Annotated in this window: 18 protein-coding genes; 12 read left to right on the top strand and 6 right to left on the bottom strand. The window is 71.8% G+C overall.

Annotation, left to right across the window (positions count from 1 at the left end):
* Positions 1-303: 303 nt before the first annotated feature.
* Positions 304-747 carry a type II 3-dehydroquinate dehydratase gene (gene aroQ, locus EDF63_RS15525; protein WP_123313893.1) on the bottom strand — a complete coding sequence of 148 codons (444 nt, stop codon included), beginning with the start codon at positions 745-747 and terminating at the stop codon, positions 304-306.
* A gap of 142 nt (positions 748-889) precedes the next feature.
* On the opposite strand from aroQ, the gene EDF63_RS15520 reads away from it, so the two are divergent.
* The 6 genes from EDF63_RS15520 (at position 890) to EDF63_RS15495 (ending at position 5,728) form a co-directional block, all read left to right on the top strand.
* A complete protein-coding gene (locus EDF63_RS15520) occupies positions 890-2,560 on the top strand; it encodes a sodium:solute symporter family protein (protein WP_123313892.1) in 1,671 nt (556 codons plus the stop codon).
* 22 nt (positions 2,561-2,582) lie between these two features.
* On the top strand, positions 2,583-2,918 hold the full coding sequence (locus EDF63_RS15515) for a hypothetical protein (protein WP_111084327.1): 336 nt from the start codon (positions 2,583-2,585) through the stop codon (positions 2,916-2,918).
* Positions 2,919-3,196: 278 nt separating this feature from the next.
* Complete coding sequence (locus tag EDF63_RS19085; RefSeq protein WP_311316889.1) at positions 3,197-3,847, top strand: hypothetical protein; 651 nt, start codon at positions 3,197-3,199, stop codon at positions 3,845-3,847.
* A gap of 12 nt (positions 3,848-3,859) precedes the next feature.
* Positions 3,860-4,186, top strand: coding sequence for a VOC family protein (locus tag EDF63_RS15505; protein ID WP_311316888.1), 327 nt, complete (start codon positions 3,860-3,862; stop codon positions 4,184-4,186).
* Positions 4,187-4,235: 49 nt separating this feature from the next.
* A complete protein-coding gene (locus EDF63_RS15500) occupies positions 4,236-4,853 on the top strand; it encodes a DNA-3-methyladenine glycosylase I (RefSeq protein WP_123313890.1) in 618 nt (205 codons plus the stop codon).
* 50 nt (positions 4,854-4,903) lie between these two features.
* Entirely contained in the window at positions 4,904-5,728 is an 825-nt protein-coding gene (locus EDF63_RS15495; RefSeq protein WP_123313889.1) for a DJ-1/PfpI family protein, read from the top strand.
* A gap of 84 nt (positions 5,729-5,812) precedes the next feature.
* On the opposite strand, the gene EDF63_RS15490 is transcribed toward EDF63_RS15495, so the two are convergent.
* Complete coding sequence (locus EDF63_RS15490) at positions 5,813-6,283, bottom strand: GNAT family N-acetyltransferase (protein ID WP_123313888.1); 471 nt, start codon at positions 6,281-6,283, stop codon at positions 5,813-5,815.
* Positions 6,280-7,104, bottom strand: a complete 825-nt coding sequence (locus EDF63_RS15485; protein WP_185021458.1) for a LysR family transcriptional regulator substrate-binding protein — start codon at positions 7,102-7,104, stop codon at positions 6,280-6,282. The genes EDF63_RS15490 and EDF63_RS15485 overlap by 4 nt, the downstream gene beginning before the upstream one ends.
* 33 nt (positions 7,105-7,137) lie before the next feature.
* Here EDF63_RS15485 and EDF63_RS15480 point away from each other — a divergent pair, with 33 nt between their 5' ends.
* Entirely contained in the window at positions 7,138-7,527 is a 390-nt protein-coding gene (locus tag EDF63_RS15480; protein WP_123313886.1) for a DUF5997 family protein, read from the top strand.
* A 39-nt stretch (positions 7,528-7,566) separates the two neighbouring features.
* Complete coding sequence (locus tag EDF63_RS15475) at positions 7,567-8,073, top strand: hypothetical protein (RefSeq protein WP_123313885.1); 507 nt, start codon at positions 7,567-7,569, stop codon at positions 8,071-8,073.
* Positions 8,074-8,085: 12 nt separating this feature from the next.
* Here the strand turns inward: EDF63_RS15475 and EDF63_RS15470 are convergent, their stop codons facing one another.
* Both EDF63_RS15470 and EDF63_RS15465 read right to left on the bottom strand, forming a co-directional pair.
* Entirely contained in the window at positions 8,086-8,526 is a 441-nt protein-coding gene (locus tag EDF63_RS15470; protein WP_123313884.1) for a phage holin family protein, read from the bottom strand.
* A gap of 196 nt (positions 8,527-8,722) precedes the next feature.
* The gene (locus tag EDF63_RS15465) at positions 8,723-10,198 is read right to left on the bottom strand and encodes an MFS transporter (RefSeq protein WP_123313883.1); all 1,476 of its coding nucleotides are present in this window, start codon (positions 10,196-10,198) and stop codon (positions 8,723-8,725) included.
* 111 nt (positions 10,199-10,309) lie between these two features.
* Between EDF63_RS15465 and EDF63_RS19080 the strand changes: the two genes are divergently transcribed.
* Together EDF63_RS19080 and EDF63_RS15455 are read left to right on the top strand one after the other, a co-directional pair.
* Complete coding sequence (locus EDF63_RS19080; protein ID WP_123313882.1) at positions 10,310-10,876, top strand: TetR/AcrR family transcriptional regulator; 567 nt, start codon at positions 10,310-10,312, stop codon at positions 10,874-10,876.
* A 9-nt stretch (positions 10,877-10,885) separates the two neighbouring features.
* Positions 10,886-11,413 carry an Lrp/AsnC family transcriptional regulator gene (locus EDF63_RS15455; RefSeq protein ID WP_123292064.1) on the top strand — a complete coding sequence of 176 codons (528 nt, stop codon included), beginning with the start codon at positions 10,886-10,888 and terminating at the stop codon, positions 11,411-11,413.
* 36 nt (positions 11,414-11,449) lie between these two features.
* On the opposite strand, the gene EDF63_RS15450 is transcribed toward EDF63_RS15455, so the two are convergent.
* Positions 11,450-11,881, bottom strand: coding sequence for a GNAT family N-acetyltransferase (locus tag EDF63_RS15450; RefSeq protein WP_123313881.1), 432 nt, complete (start codon positions 11,879-11,881; stop codon positions 11,450-11,452).
* A gap of 111 nt (positions 11,882-11,992) precedes the next feature.
* On the opposite strand from EDF63_RS15450, the gene EDF63_RS18745 reads away from it, so the two are divergent.
* Entirely contained in the window at positions 11,993-13,324 is a 1,332-nt protein-coding gene (locus tag EDF63_RS18745; protein ID WP_185021457.1) for a hypothetical protein, read from the top strand.
* 88 nt (positions 13,325-13,412) lie between these two features.
* Complete coding sequence (locus EDF63_RS15435; RefSeq protein ID WP_123313879.1) at positions 13,413-15,125, top strand: hypothetical protein; 1,713 nt, start codon at positions 13,413-13,415, stop codon at positions 15,123-15,125.
* Positions 15,126-15,203 lie beyond the last annotated feature (78 nt).

Here is a 15,203-nt window from a genome sequence, read left to right as displayed (position 1 = left end):
CGCCCGGCTGGCGTTGGGAACGTTCCAACGAGGCGGACGGGGGGCCCGTGGCGGCCCCGCCACGGGCCTCCCGTCCGCCTCGCGCGCGCGTGACGGACGCGACGTGCGCTACCGCCGGGTTCCACGACTTGCCGTCCGCGTGACGCCGAGGTTCCACGACTTACCGTCCGCGTGACGCCGAGGTTCCACGACTTGCCGTCCGCGTGACGCCGAGGTTCCACTCCTGGACGGCGGCGCCGCCGAGGTTCCGAGATCTCGGAACCTCGGCAGGGCGAGAACCGCCTCGTGCGCGCGTGACGGGTGTCAGGCGATGAGGGACGCGACGTGCGCGACCGCCAGGCGGTACCCGTCGGCGCCCGCGCCGGCGATGACCGCCGTCGCGGCGGTGGCGACGTGGTCGACGTGCCGGAAGGGCTCGCGCTTCCACGTGTTCGACAGATGCACCTCGACGACAGGGACGGACAGCGCCTCGACCGCGTCGTGCAGCGCGACCGAGGTGTGGGCGTAGGCCGCGGGGTTGATCACCACGGCGGCGAAGTCGTCGAGGGCCTCGTGCAGCCACTCGACCAGTTCGCCCTCGCGGTTCGTCTGGCGGAAGTCCGCGTCCAGCTCGTGCACGGCCGCCTCGGTGTGCACGATCGCCTCGAGCTCGGCGAGCGTCACGGTGCCGTACTGCTCCGGGTCGCGCCGACCGAGGATGTCGAGGTTCGGTCCGTTGAGGACGAGGATGCGCGCCTGGTCGGTCATGGGGTGAGCCTAGCGATCGCGGACCGCCGGGCACCGTCGACGGACACATGCCTCGGCTATGTGAACGGTCACAATTCGGTGTAACGTCTCCGTCCGGGTCGGCGGAGTTGTCGACTGCAACACACTGACGTGGAGATGTTGAATGGTTCTCGCTGCAGCGAACGAAGGGATCCGGCTCGACTTGGGCTGGGTCGACTACCTGATGATCATCGTGTACTTCGCGGTCGTCATCGGGATCGGGTTCACCGCCCGGAAGCAGGTCCGGACGAGCATGGACTTCTTCTTGTCGGGTCGGTCGATGCCCGCCTGGATCACCGGTCTGGCGTTCGTGTCCGCGAACCTGGGCGCGACCGAGATCCTCGGCATGGCCGCCAACGGTGCCCAGATCGGCATGGCGACCCTGCACTACTACCTGGTCGGCGCGGTGCCGGCCATGGTGTTCCTCGGGCTCGTCATGATGCCCTTCTACTACGGGTCGAAGGTCCGATCGGTGCCGGAGTTCATGCTCCGCCGCTTCGGCAAGGCCCCCCACCTGGTGAACTCGATCGCGTTCGCGGTGTCGAACGTGCTCATCGCGGGCATCAACCTCTACGCCATGGCCATCGTCATCGAGGCGATGCTCGGCTGGCCGGAGTGGTTGGCCATCGTCGTGTCCGCCGGCTTCGTGCTCGTCTACATCACCCTCGGCGGGCTCTCCAGCGCGATCTACAACGAGGTCATGCAGTTCTTCGTGATCATCGCCGGGCTCATCCCGCTGACGATCGTCGGCCTGCACCGCGTCGGCGGCTGGGACGGCCTGAGCAAGGCGATCACCGAGACCCAGGGCGTCCAGCACCTGCAGGCCTGGGCCGGAACCGGCTTCGGTGACGTGACCAACCCGATCGGTGCCAACTGGCTCGCGATCGTGCTCGGCCTGGGCTTCGTCCTCGGCTTCGGCTACTGGACCACCAACTTCACCGAGGTGCAGCGCGCGTTCTCGGCGAAGAACATGTCCGCAGCGCGCCGGACCCCGCTCATCGCCGCGATCCCGAAGCTGTTCATCCCGGCCATCGTCGTGATCCCCGGTCTCATCGCCGCGGCGGTCGTCGGCAACCAGTTCGCCGACGGCTCACTCACCTACAACGACGCGATCCCGAAGCTCATCCAGATGTACCTGCCGACCGGTGTGCTCGGCGTCGCGGTGACCGGCCTGCTCGCCTCGTTCATGGCCGGCATGGCGGCCAACGTGTCGTCGTTCAACACCGTCTTCACGTACGACATCTGGCAGCGCTACATCAAGCCGAACATGCCGGACATCCACTACCTGAAGACCGGTCGTTGGGTCACCGTCGTCGGCGTCCTGGTCGGCATCGCGACCGCGTTCATCGCGGCCCAGGCGTCGAACATCATGACGTACATGCAGACGCTGTTCTCGTTCTTCAACGCGCCGCTGTTCGCCGTCTTCATCCTCGGTCTGCTCTGGAAGCGGATGACCACCCAGGGGGCGCTCTGGGGCTACGTCCTCGGCATCGTCACGCCGACCATCACCTGGATCGCGTACCTCGTGAACCCGGACCTGTTCGCCACCGCGACCGCCGAGACCCTGTACGGCGCGATCATCTCGTTCGTGACCGTCCTGGTCGTCGGGTTCATCGTCTCGATGTTCACCACCCCCAAGGACGAGAAGGAGCTCGGCGGTCTGGTCTACGGCATCGGCAAGATCGACCTGCACGGCGACTCGGTGGCGACCGACACCGCCTGGTACCGCTCGCCCGCCCTGCTCGGCACGGTCGCACTGATCCTGTGCGTCGTCCTGTACCTGCCGTTCCTCTGATCCGCGAAGGAGATCACCGACCATGAGTGACACCACCACCCCCGGCGCGCTGACCGAGGAGCAGAAGGCCGCCCTCGTCCGCTCGACCCGTCGTCTCGACCTGCGCCGCATCCTCGGCGGCCTGTTCGTGCTCTACGGCGTCATCGTGACGATCGTCGGCATCGTCCACTGGGACACCGACCCCGAGAAGACCGGCGGCATCCACATCAACCTGTGGGTCGGACTGTCGATGCTCGTCGGCGGCCTGCTGTTCTTCCTCTGGGACCGCCTGAACCCGGTGCCGGCCGAGGACATCATCGGCCAGGCCGAGGCCGAGGCCGACCAGAAGGCCGCCGGCGAGGGCCGCGCGTCCGCCTGACCTCGGTCCCGCGCCACTGAGCCGACTCGGAACGACGAAGCCGCTGTCGCACGACAGCGGCTTCGTCGTTCCGAGTCGACGAACGCGCGCGGTTGACGCCCCCGCGGAGCGGCAGTAGTATTGATATGTCGATCGGGTGCTGCTCGGTCGAAAGTGATCCCCGGATGTCCTGCAGCCAGCGCGGGCCCGGGGATTTGCGTTTTCCCGACGGTGCCGCAAGCGCGTCACGACACGATGACGGCGCTCGACAGGTCAGGGGGTGCAGGCATCGCCGCGACATGGCCGCCGCACGCTACGTCGGCCAGCGCGAGGAGCGGTTCATCAGACGGAGAAGCGTGCTCGAACCGGAGCTGCTTGCCGATGCCCCGGTCTCGCAGAGCGTCGAACATCGCTCTGTCGTCGGCATCGCGAGCCGGCCCCCGAGTCTCGAGGATCACCTGGTGGACCTGTCGGAGTTCGAGCTCGTGCGCGAGCCGTTCAATGCAGCGCCGTCGTCGGCGTTCGGTACGTGCCACCGCGCCGTCGTAGCGCACGACCAGGACCGAGACGGCGTGTCGCAGGAGGTCGAGCCACGAGAGCCGCTGGCCGGGGAGGGCTTCGTACCAGTGCAGCTTCCGCATGCGCCTCGGCGTCGTTGCCCGGACGTCGGCACGCGCCGCTTCGCAAGCCGACGCCGAGATGATCACCGCTGCCATCACGTACACGGTGTGATCGCGTCCGCCGCCCGGCTCCGATTCATCGACGTGCGCCCGCATCGGTCCAGCATATTGCGTATCAGTCCGTACCACGACGGAACGGTTGCGCATCGCCGCGCCACGGGCCAGGTTGAGCGTGACGAAAGGAACCTCCCCATGGACACGATGGTCTTCATCAACCTGCCCGTCACCGACCTCGACCGTTCGAAGGCGTTCTACGAAGCCCTCGGCTAAACGATCAACCCGATGTTCAGCGACGACACCGCTGCGTGCATCGTCATCAGCGACACGATCTTCGTCATGGCGCTCACCCACCCGAAGTTCGCCGACTTCACCGACAAGGCGATCGCCGACGCCAGCACCGTCGAGGTGATCAACTCGCTGACCGCCGGGTCGAAGGACGAGGTGCACCGCATCGTCGACGCCGCCGTCGCGGCCGGCGGGAGTGAGGACCGCGCGCCGATGGACCTCGGCTTCATGTTCCAGCGGAGTTTCACCGACCCGGACGGCCACCGGTGGGAGTACGTGTGGATGGACCCGCAGGCCGCCCAGGACGGCCCGCCGGCCGAGTGACCACAAGGCCGGCGACGACGGTGTCGGCGGCGCACACCAGGATGGTGCCATGAGCTCCGAGCCCGCCGCAGCGCCCCACTCCGACCTGGTGATCGGCGACGACGGCCTCGCCCGGCCGGTGTGGGCATCGACGGACGAGCTGCTCCGCGACTACTACGACACCGAGTGGGGCATGCCCGTACGGGACGAGCGCGGGGTGTTCGAGCGGCTGTCGCTCGAGGCGTTCCAGTCCGGCCTGTCCTGGCGCACGATCCTGGCGAAGCGTCCGGCGTTCCGTGCGGCGTTCGCGGACTTCGACCCCGACACCGTCGCGGGCTTCGGCGAGGACGACGTCGCTCGGCTGATGGCCGACGCCGGCATCGTGCGGAACCGGGCGAAGATCCTCGCGACCATCACCAACGCGAACGCGACGGTCGCCCTGCGGCAGGACGGCGGGCTGTCCGACTTCGTCTGGTCGTTCCGCCCGGCGACGACGCCCGAGCCGGAGACGTACGCCCAGGTCCCGACGACCTCCGACGAGTCCGTCGCACTGTCGAAGGCACTGCGGAAGCGTGGCTTCGCGTTCGTCGGTCCGACCACGATGCACGCCCTGATGGAGGCGCTCGGCATCGTCGACACGCACCTGCTCGGCAGCCACCGGCGCGGGACCTCGGGCGTCTGGAACTGATCAGGACGCCGACCCCACCGCCGGCGACCACACCGGGCTAGGGTCGCGGCATGAGCACCGACCAGCCGAACCCGCGCGTGCGTCCCGTCCGCCCGGTCGACGCCGACTCCGTCGACGTGCCCGTCGACGTGCCGGCCGACGTGCCCACCCCCGTGCCGGACCCGGCCGGGGACTCGGCGACGGAGCCGGACCACGACCCCGACGAGGTCCGGATCGCCTTCCTGCTCTTCCCGGACCTGACCCAGCTCGACCTCACCGGCCCGGCGCAGGTGCTCTCCCGCGTGCCCGGCGCACGCGTCGAGTACGTGGCGGCGACGCTCGACCCGGTGCCGACCGACTGCGGGTTCGCGCTGGTCCCGACGACGACCATCGCCGAGGCGGGTCCGGCGGACGTCCTCGTGGTCCCGGGCGGTGACGGCGCCTTCGACGCGATGCTCGACCCCGAGGTGATCGGGTTCGTGCGGCGCGAGGCGGAGCGTGCCACCTGGGTGACCTCGGTGTGCACGGGTGCGTTCGTGTTGGGTGCCGCTGGGCTCCTCGCCGGCAAGCGTGCGACGACGCACTGGGCGTCGAAGCCCATGCTCGAGGCGTTCGGGGCGCAGCCGGTCGACGACCGCATCGTCGACGACGGCGCGGTGGTCACCGCGGCCGGCGTGAGCGCGGGCATCGACATGGCGCTGTGGCTGGCGGCCGAGCTCGCGGGGCAGCCGGCGGCCGAGGCGATCCAGCTGCAGATCGAGTACGACCCGCAGCCGCCGTTCGACGCGGGCTCCGCGGAACGCGCCGACGCCGTCGTGGTCGCCCGTGCACGGGCTGCGGCCGAGGCAGCGCGCAGCGACCGGGTCACCCGCGCAGCGGCCGCCGTCCTGCTGTGACGACACAGCTGCCGTGACGACACAGCTGCCGTGACGACACAGCTGTCGTGACGACGCACCCGCCGCGACGAAGCGGCAGCGCGCTCAGACCAGCGGCTTCTGCATCTGCGTCGCGGTGACCTGGTACCCGAGCGCGGCGTACAGCTCCTGCGCGCCCGTGTTGTAGCCGAACACGTTGAGGCCGATGCTCGTCGCGCCGTGCTCCGCCGCAGCCCGGTGGCCGAGTTCGAGGGCACGGCGGGCGTGTCCGCGGCGACGGTGCGGTTCGTCGATCTCGACGTCGAACACCCACCAGTCGGTCCCGCCGGGCGCGAACGGCCCGATCCACAGGTACCCGACCGCGGTGTCGTCCTGGTCGAGGACGTCCCACACCAGGTGGCCGTCGGCGGGGGACCCGTCCGGGAACCACTGGTCGAGCGACTTCTGCTTGTTCGCCTCGGCCTGCTGGCGGGTCTCGCCCGCCTGCATCCGCGACGCCACGTACTCGGCCATGGTCCGGTCGAGCCAGGCCGGGAGGCGCGTGGCCGGCATGACCCGCAGGCGCGTGTCCGTCATCGGTTGCCCTTGGAACCCCGGCTCGGCTTGCCGCGCATCTTCCCGCGTCCGGGGGTGGGCCCCTTGCCGGTGTTGGACTTCTTGCCGCTGCCGGACTTGCCGCTGCCGGGCGACTTGGCCTTCGCCTTGCCGCCACCACCGCCGGCGCCCGCTCCGCCCTTGCCCGCCGCGCCCTTGCCGGAGCCGCCGGACCCGCCGGACCCGCCGGACCCGCCGCCTGCTTTGGAGTCGGCGCGCGCCGCACGCAACGCCTCCTCGACGTCGCGATCGGTGCCTGTCGGCTGGTTCCGCGAACTGTTGGCGGTCCGTCCGCGCACCACGCCGATGAACTCCTCGGTGGTCTCGGTGGCGTCCTCGTCGCGCCAGACCAGCGCGATCTGGGTACCGGGCGCGCCGAAGAGCGGGCGAGCGACGAGGTCCTTGCGGCTCGCCGCGCGGAAGAGCGACTGGGGGAGCACGACGACACCGACGTTCGCCTCGACCAGGTCGAGCGCGGCAGCGATGTCGGCCGGCACCGGACCCGCGTCGACGACGTGCACCTCGGCGTCGGTGAGGTCCACCTCGGCCAGGTCGGCGAGGGGGGAGTCCTTCGGCATCGCGACCACGGCCGTCTCGGTCCAGAGCGGGATGGCGTTGTGCTGCTCGGAGACGGGCATGCGAGCGAAGACCATGTCGACCTCGCCGGCGAGCGTGTCGTCGACGTCGTCGGACCCGATCGGCCGCAGCCGCAGCTCGATCGAGGGGTGTCGATCCCGCCAGACACGGGCCCACTTGGCCGGGGAGACCCCGGGCACGAATGCGATGGTGAGTGCCGCGGTCATGCAGACGAGCATAGGGGCCGTACTCTAGGGGGCATGGCGCAGGAACAGACCATGAAGCCCGAAACGGCTGCGAAGAAGCTCGGCATCTTGCTGGCGGCCGCTCCGGAGTCCTTCCAGGGCGCTCCCGTCACACGGACCGCCTTCGACGAGCTCCGGACCGAACCCCCGACGTGGCTCGAGGACCTCCGTCGCGACGGCCCGCACCCGCGACCCGTCGTGGCGCAGAAGCTCGGCATCTCCATCTCGGGTCTGACCCGTGCGGGGATCGACGACGCCCTCACCACGGCGGAGATCAAGTCGCTGCTCGAGCAGAAGCCCGAGTGGCTCGTCCGCGAGCGCGAGACGCAGGCCGCCGTGCACGCCGAGAACGCCCGCGTGAAGCAGGAGCGCGCCGCCAAGGCCGCTGCCCGCGCCGAGGACTGATCCGCCCGGCACCACGCCGCCGCACCCGAGGACCCGCACGTGCACGAGACCGTCGCCGACGCCATGCTCGTCGTGCCGCAGTTCGCGTCGGTGTGCTGCATCGTCGGCGACCGGTACCGCCCGCGCCCCAGCGTGATCGTGCCGGCCGCGGTGATGCTCGTCGCGATGCTCATGCCCGTGGTGCACGCGGGTGCGGTGTGGACGCTGTTCGCCGCGACGCTCCTGCTGCTGCTCGCACCGCTGCCCGTGATGCGACGCCGCCGCGCGGACGGCCGCCGCGCCGAGCCGATGGACGTGCACCGCGCGCTGTCCGCGGTCGTGATGGCCGGCATGCTCCTGATGGGCCACGCGACCGGTGTCGCCGACGGCCACGCCGGCCACGGCATCGCGCTGTCCGCGGTGCTCGGCGCCGGGGTGATCGGCTACTGCGCCTTCAGCGGGTGGCTGCTGCGGCACGAGTGGGCGCAGGAAGACCGTCGTGCGGTCCGCAGCGGCGAGGTCTTCGCGATGACGGTCGCCGTCGTCGGCATGACCCTCGCGATGTAGCGCCGCCGGAGCTCAGTCGGCCGTGGTCGTCGCGTCGCCCGTGTGCGTGACGCGGTCCTTCGCAGCGCGGATGGTGTCCTTCGGCACCGGCGGCACACCCCGTCGGATGCCACGGAGCCCGACCACGAGCAGGATCGCGGTGACGACGGCGAACACGACGAAGGTGATCCCGATCGCGGCCCAGACCGGCAGCGCCAGGGCGAGGAGCGCCACCACGAGGCCGGCCAGCAGCACGAGGGTGGTCAGCGCGAAGGCCACCGCGGCGCCCGTGAGCACCAGCCCGGTCTTCGCCCCGTTCGCCCGCTCGCTGATCTCGCGCCGAGCCGAGGCGACCTCGTCGCGGACGGCGCGGAGCACGGGTTCCAGGGCCTTCTGCACCAGGCCGGCGGTGACCGTGTCGCGGAAGGACGGCTTGGTGCTGGTCGTGGTGTCGTCGTGGTCCGTGGTGCTCATGGGTCTCCTGTCCGGGCGCGGTGGTCGCGTCCACCTGCTGTGACGCGTCCGGTCCGATGATCGTCACGTTCGTGGCGGCGTGCTCGGTCGCTTCCCAGCTTGCGGAGCCGCCGGTGGCGGTGGGCCCGACCACCCTGGAGGCCCACCCCGCGTCGACGACGCAGGACGGGCCTCCAGGGTGGTCGGGCCGAGTGCCCTACTCGGCGATCTCCTCGAGGTCGTCGATGCCACGTGCGGCGGCCGCTGCGCGGCGCGCGCGCATCGACGGGGCCGCGAGCGCGGCGAGGACGGCGAGGACGGCGACGCCGGTGCACGCCCAGAACCCGATGGTGAAGGCGTCGTCGGTCGGCAGGCCCTGCGGGGTGCTGTGCGAGGTGATGAGCGCCGCGATGACGGCGGTGCCGACGCTCGAACCGATCGTGCGGACGACGGTGTTGGCGCTGATCGCCTCGCCGGTCTGGTTCGCGGGCACGCTCTCGATGATGGCGTTCGAGCACGCGGCGAGGGCCAGGCCGATGCCGATCCCGGTCAGGATGCCGGAGACGACGACCTGCCAGAGCTCGCCGTGCGCGATCGCGGGCAGCAGGAACGCGGCGACGATGGCGATCCCGCCCAGCAGCATGGGCGGCTTCGGGCCGACCTTGCGGACGAGGATGCCGGCGATCGGTCCGGCGACGATCATCATCAGGACGGTCGGCAGCAGGAAGAGCCCGGCCTGGGTGACGTCCTTGCCGAAGCCGTAGCCGAGCGCGCTCGGCAGCTGCAGCAGGGTCGGCACGAGGACGAAGGTGCCGAACATCGCGAAGCCGAAGACGAGCGCGACGACGTGGGCCGTCCAGACGCCGCGGACGGCGAACAGGCGGACGTCGATGAGCGGTTCGGCGACGCGGAGCTCGACCAGGACGAACACGACCAGTGCGACGGCGCCGAGGACCAGCAGACCGATGGTCTTGCCGTCGCCCCAGCCCCACGTCTCGCCCTCGCTGACCGCCAGCAGGATCGACACGAGCGAGACGGCGAGGACGAAGGTGCCGGCCATGTCGAGGCGGCCGGGCTTGCGGACCGGCGACTCCGGCATGCCGAAGACCGCGCCGAGCAGGGCGATGACGACGAGCACGGCGGGCAGCCAGAACAGCCAGTGCCACGACAGGTGCTCGACGATCGGTCCGGCGGCGACGATGCCGACACCGGCGCCGATGCCGAAGATCGCGGAGAGCAGACCGATCGTGACGCTGACCTTCTCCTTGGGCAGCTCGTCACGGACGATGCCGATGGACAGCGGCATCACCGCACCGGCGGCGCCCTGCAGCGCACGGCCGACGATGAGGACGCCGAGGTTCGGTGCCAGCGCGGCGAGCACGGCGCCGACGAGCAGGATCGAGAGCACGACGATCAGGACCTTGCGCTTGCCGATCATGTCGCCGAGACGCCCGAGGATCGGCGTGAGCACCGAGGCGGACAGCAGGTAGGCGGTGAGCACCCAGCTCGTCGCGCTCGTCGAGGCGCCGAGGTCCTGTCCGATGGTCGACAGCGCCGGGGCGACGAGCGACTGCAGGACCGCGAACGACAGACCGCCGAGGGACAGGTAGACGATGATCGCCGTGCTGTTCGGCCGGTGCCCGGTGGTGGTGGGGTGCGAGCCCGTGCGGGGGCTCTGCATGGTGTCGGTCATCGTGCTCCGTGTCTGGGTGATGTAAACAACTGCTGACTTGATGAGGGTACGCAGTTCTCGCACGATGTCAACACTTGCTTACATCCCGGTCCGGGCCGCTACGCTTCGACCATGAGCAAGGACGCCGCCGCCACCCGACTGCTGCTCGTGCGGGCGGCGCGACACCGGTTCGCGTTCGACGGGTACAAGGCGACGACAGTGCGGGACATCGCCTCGGACGCGGGGGTCAACGTCGCGCTGATCAACCGCTACTTCGGGTCGAAGGAGGGGCTGTTCCGTGCCTGTCTCGACCGGGTGGTGCAGGACCTCGGGGTCGAGCAGCCCGTCGAGCGGGGCCTCGAGCGCGCGTTGGCCGGGCTGGTCTCGCACGTCGTCCGCGCGCCGACCGACGACGACTCCCTCCAGCTCATGCTCCTGCTCCGGTCCTCCGGTGACGACGGCGCCGACGCCATCCGCCGCGAGACCCTGCGCCGGTACGCCGAGCGGCTCGCCACGGCCGTCGGCGGTGAGGTCACCGAGGAGATGCTCGTCCGGGCCGAGATCGCGCTGTCGGTGGTGCTCGGGATGACGATGCTCCGGCGCTCCACCGCGGTGGAGCCGCTCGCGTCGGCGGACGACGACCTCGTGGCCCGAGCGCTCGACGACGCGCTCCGCGCCCTGCTCGCACCATCGCGGTAGCGTCGAGCCGTGTCTGACCGACCCGCTCGCCGTCCCGACCCCGCTCCGCGCCTCGACGAGGTCGACGAGCGCATCCTCTGGACGCTCGCCGGCGATGCCCGGATCCCGAACAACCGGCTCGCGGCCGCCGTGGGCATCGCGCCGTCGACGTGCCTGACCCGGGTCCGAGCACTCGAGGACGCCGGGGTGATCCGCGGCTACCGGGCCGAGGTCGACATCGCCCGCCTCGGGTTCTCGATCGAGGCGATGGTCTCCGTCCGGGTCCACGCAGCGGCCCGCCACGAACTCCGGGACTTCGCGAAGCGACTGCTCCGCGTGCCCGTCGTGCAGGACGTCTCGTTCCTGGCCGGTGACAAGGACTTCCTGGTGCACATCGCGTGCGAGTCGACCGAGCAGCTCCGGGACTTCGTCGCCGACGAGCTCAGCGGGGACCCCTCCGTGGCGACGACGCAGACGAACATCGTGTTCGAGCGGCTCGTCGCCGACCGGTCCACGCAGGGTCGCTCGTTCGACGAGCTCCGACGCTGGCGCGCCTGACGCGAGTTCCCCCGCCCGTGTGCCTGGCGGGTTCCGTCAGCGCTGCCGGGTCATCGGGACGTGCGGGATCCGGTCCTCGAGGTACTCGTCCCCGGAGCGGACGAACCCGAAGCGGGCGTACCACTTCTCGAGGTGCGACTGGGCGCCGAGGGCGATGCTCGGCGAGCGGGACTCGGCGATCGCAGCCTCGATCAGCTGTCCGGCGAGTCCCTGCCCGCGGGCGTGCGCCGCGGTGACGACCCGGCCGATGCGCTCGGTGCCGTCGGGTTCGCGCAGGAGGCGGAGCGTGGCGTCCACCGAGCCCTGGCCCGCCCAGAACTGCACGGTGCCGGGCTCGAGGTCACGCCCGTCGATGTCCCCGTAGGCGGCCCCCTGTTCGACGACGAAGACGTCCTGCCGGAGCCGGAGGATCTCGTGCAGCGTGACGATGTCCAGGTTGCGGGTCGGAGCGGTGAAGATCGAGACCACGGACGGCCTTTCCTGAGAATTTCTTCCAGAACAGGGTGCGTTCCGGACCGGACCGGCGTACATTGCCGGTCAACCACTCTACGTGCGCAGCCGAGTTCAGGAGGTGAGCGCATGGACACGACATCGCGCGCTCCCTGGCTCACGGTGCTCCGGATCGCCCTGCTGGGCGTCGGGACCCTCGCTGCCCTCGTGCTGCTGTCCCTGGGGTTCGGAGCCCGTCCCGCCTCGGCTGCCGACGCGGCGTCCGCGCCGCCCGCCCAGACGCAGCAGCGCGGACTCGTCACCGGTGTTGTCGACGGCCTCGGCGAGACCGTGCACGACGTGTCCGGCGGTGTCGGACGGGTCGTCGGCGGCGTCGTGGACCCCGTCCGCACGGCGGTCGCGCCCGCGCCCGCGCCGAAGCCCGTACCTGCTGCACCGGCCCCTGCTCCGGCCGCCCCGAAGCCTGCCCCGGTGGTCCCGGCGCCCACTGCCGCCGCACCTGCGCCCGCTGCTCCGGCCCCCGCGGCCTCGAACCCCGCGACCCCGACCCCTGCCGCTCCGACGACCGCGCCCGCACCCGCGGTGCCGGCCACGACCGCCCCCGCGGCCGAGCCGGCCACGCACCCGGTACAGGGCGTCGTCGAGCAGGTGGGCACCGCCTCCCGGCCCGTCACCGACACCGTCGCGACGGCGCTGCGTCCCGTGACCGGGACCGTGCAGACGGTCACCGGAGCACGGCCGGTGACCGCCGTCGTCGACACGGTCGGCCACGTGGTCGGCAGCGTCCCGGTCGTCGGTGCGATCGTCGGTGACGACACCCTCAGCACGGTCACCGGGCCGGTGACCGGGCTGGTGGACGACACGCTCGGCGGTGTCGGCACGGCCGTCGGGCAGGTCCCCGACGTCGTCGTGGGCGTCGTCCCGTCGGTCGGTGCCGTCCTGCCAGGAGGCACGGATCCCGTCGTCGACGTCCCCGCACCTCCGGTCGTCACCGGCCCCACCCCGTCCGGCGCGCCCGGTACGACGGTCCCGTCCGCGCGTCCGCCGCAGGCCGCCGCGACGGCGACGACTCCGTCCGCGACCACGGTCGCGACGACCGACGATCCCGCCGCTCCCGGAACGAGCGACGAGCGCCGTCCCGGTGCGGCCGTGCCGTCCGCGCTCGTGACCGGGCCGCTCGTCGTGCCCGTCGCCGTCGGCGGCGTGCAGGACGCGACCCTCGGCGGCACCGCGCTGCTCCTGCCCGAGCCGGGCGACGGCCACTCCTCGCCGTCCGACGGCCCTGGCGGCGCGGGTGTCCTCGGTGGCAGTGCCACCTCGACCTCCGGTGGCGTCGCAGCCGTCGGCATCGTCGGCTCGACCGACGACATCGTCTCCCTCGCCGCGGGGTCTCGCGGCACGCTCTCCGACGACGCGGTCCCCGCATCGGTCGTCGGCGAGCACGACGTCGCCCCTGACTGAGATCGGTGCGCCTGTCCGGCACGGCAGGCACGCACACACACCGACCGCGACCGCGGTCGGTCAACGATCTCGATCAGGGAGTACGACCATGAACAAGTACGTCTCGAGAGGGCTCTGGTTCGCCCTCTTCGTCGGCGGCCTCACGCTCGGAGGGACGGCTGCGGCGAACGCGGCCACGACCTCCGGAGCGGACGGCGCCGTGTCCGGAACCCAGGTGGTTCCCTCGGTGGACGCTCCGGTGTCCCTCACCGGCAACGCCCTCGGGGTGCTCGGCGACGCGGTGTCGTCGGTGACCTCGCCCGCTGCCGCTCCTGCAGCCCCAGCTCCTGCTCCGGCGTCCGCGCCGACGACCTCGGGAGCCGACGGCACGGCCTCCGGCACCCACGTGGCGCCGACCGTGACCGCGCCGGTCTCCGTCGGCGGCAACGCGGTCGCCGTCGGGGGCGACGCAGTGTCGGCCCCGGCCCCGGCCCCTGCCCCGGCTGCTCCGGCTGCGGCCGCTGCTCCGACCACGTCCGGTTCCGACGGCACCGGTTCGGGGACACAGGTCGCCGGCGACGTGACCGTCCCCGTCACCGTCGGTGGCAATGCTGTCGCCGTCGGCGGTGACGCGGTGTCGACCACGACGCCGGCCACCCCGGCTGCACCCACCCCGGCCGCCCCGGCTGCACCCGCCGCTCCGGCACCGGTGACCTCGGGCGAGGACGGCACGGGCTCGGGGACCCAGGTCGCCCCGGTCGTGTCGGTCCCGGTGACGGTGTTCGGCAACGGCATCGGCGTCCTCGGGGACGGCACCGCTGCGGCGTCCGGCCCGGCGACGGCCCCGGCCCCCGCCGCTCCGGCCACGACCGCACCGAGCACGTCGGGCGACGACGGGCTGCTCTCGGGCACCCAGGTCGGCGGACTGGTCGACGTACCGGTCACGATCGGTGGCAACGGCATCGGGCTCCTCGGTGACGGCACCTCGACGGGCACGACGCCCGCTGCGGGGACCGGCACGACCGCCGGTCCGGCTCCGGCTGCCGGTGGCACGACGGACGGTTCCGACGGCACCGCCTCGGGCACCCAGGTGTCCCCGGTGGTCACGGTCCCGATCACGGTGTCGGGGAACGGCATCGGTGTGGTCGGCAACGGCACCAGCACCGGCGCGACGGCCCCGACGGGCACCACCCCGGGCAGCACGACCCCGTCGACCGGGGGGACGACCTCCGGCGACGGTGGCCTGCTCTCCGGCACCCAGGTGGTCCCGGTGATCAGCCTGCCGATCACGATCGGCGGGAACGGCATCGGTGTCGTCGGCGACGGCACCGCCACCACCCCCGGCACCGGCACCGGCACCACGCCGGGTGACGGCACGGACCCGGGCACGGACCCCGGCACCGACCCCGGTACGGACCCGGGCACGGACCCCGGTACGGACCCGGGCACGGACCCCGGTACGAACCCCGGTGACGGCACGGACCCGGGCACGAACCCCGGTGACGGGACGGACGTCGGCGACGGCACCGCGCCCGGAACCGTGACCACCCCGGCCGGTGCCACCGGCACGGACGGGCCGACCCGGGCCTCCACGGCGGGTGTGGTGACCACCACGGTCGCCGCGACCACCGGGCTCCCGGCCATCGCACGCACGGTGGCCGACACGGTCGCCGCCGGTGACGGCGCGACCGAGCTCGCGTACACGGGAGCGGCATCGCCGGTCGTCCCCGTCGGGTTCGCGCTCCTGCTGCTGCTCGCCGGGGCGGGCACGCTCCTGCTCCGTCGTCGGCACTCCGGAGTCGGCACCGACGGGCAGCGCTGACAGCAGGTGACCGAGGGGCGTCGCACCGCCGACGCCCCTCGTCACCGTGCGCGGAGTTGTCCGAACGGCCGGCCGGCA

The sequence above is a fragment of the Curtobacterium sp. JUb34 genome (assembly GCF_003755065.1).
Classification (GTDB): domain Bacteria; phylum Actinomycetota; class Actinomycetes; order Actinomycetales; family Microbacteriaceae; genus Curtobacterium.
Note: the sequence above shows the minus strand (reverse complement) of the source record. Positions and strands in the feature narration are given on the sequence as shown.

Excerpts from the sequence above, each read along its gene's own strand:
- EDF63_RS19080 (WP_123313882.1), top strand. The coding sequence starts at position 10,310 with ATGAGCAAGGACGCCGCCGCCACCCGACTGCTGCTCGTGCGGGCGGCG.
- EDF63_RS15505 (WP_311316888.1), top strand. The coding sequence starts at position 3,860 with ATGTTCAGCGACGACACCGCTGCGTGCATCGTCATCAGCGACACGATC.
- aroQ (WP_123313893.1), bottom strand. The coding sequence starts at position 747 with ATGACCGACCAGGCGCGCATCCTCGTCCTCAACGGACCGAACCTCGAC.
- EDF63_RS19085 (WP_311316889.1), top strand. The coding sequence starts at position 3,197 with ATGGCCGCCGCACGCTACGTCGGCCAGCGCGAGGAGCGGTTCATCAGA.
- EDF63_RS15490 (WP_123313888.1), bottom strand. The coding sequence starts at position 6,283 with ATGACGGACACGCGCCTGCGGGTCATGCCGGCCACGCGCCTCCCGGCC.
- EDF63_RS15515 (WP_111084327.1), top strand. The coding sequence starts at position 2,583 with ATGAGTGACACCACCACCCCCGGCGCGCTGACCGAGGAGCAGAAGGCC.
- EDF63_RS15435 (WP_123313879.1), top strand. The coding sequence starts at position 13,413 with ATGAACAAGTACGTCTCGAGAGGGCTCTGGTTCGCCCTCTTCGTCGGC.
- EDF63_RS15470 (WP_123313884.1), bottom strand. The coding sequence starts at position 8,526 with ATGAGCACCACGGACCACGACGACACCACGACCAGCACCAAGCCGTCC.
- EDF63_RS15500 (WP_123313890.1), top strand. The coding sequence starts at position 4,236 with ATGAGCTCCGAGCCCGCCGCAGCGCCCCACTCCGACCTGGTGATCGGC.
- EDF63_RS18745 (WP_185021457.1), top strand. The coding sequence starts at position 11,993 with ATGGACACGACATCGCGCGCTCCCTGGCTCACGGTGCTCCGGATCGCC.
- EDF63_RS15465 (WP_123313883.1), bottom strand. The coding sequence starts at position 10,198 with ATGACCGACACCATGCAGAGCCCCCGCACGGGCTCGCACCCCACCACC.
- EDF63_RS15480 (WP_123313886.1), top strand. The coding sequence starts at position 7,138 with ATGGCGCAGGAACAGACCATGAAGCCCGAAACGGCTGCGAAGAAGCTC.
- EDF63_RS15485 (WP_185021458.1), bottom strand. The coding sequence starts at position 7,104 with ATGACCGCGGCACTCACCATCGCATTCGTGCCCGGGGTCTCCCCGGCC.
- EDF63_RS15520 (WP_123313892.1), top strand. The coding sequence starts at position 890 with ATGGTTCTCGCTGCAGCGAACGAAGGGATCCGGCTCGACTTGGGCTGG.
- EDF63_RS15495 (WP_123313889.1), top strand. The coding sequence starts at position 4,904 with ATGAGCACCGACCAGCCGAACCCGCGCGTGCGTCCCGTCCGCCCGGTC.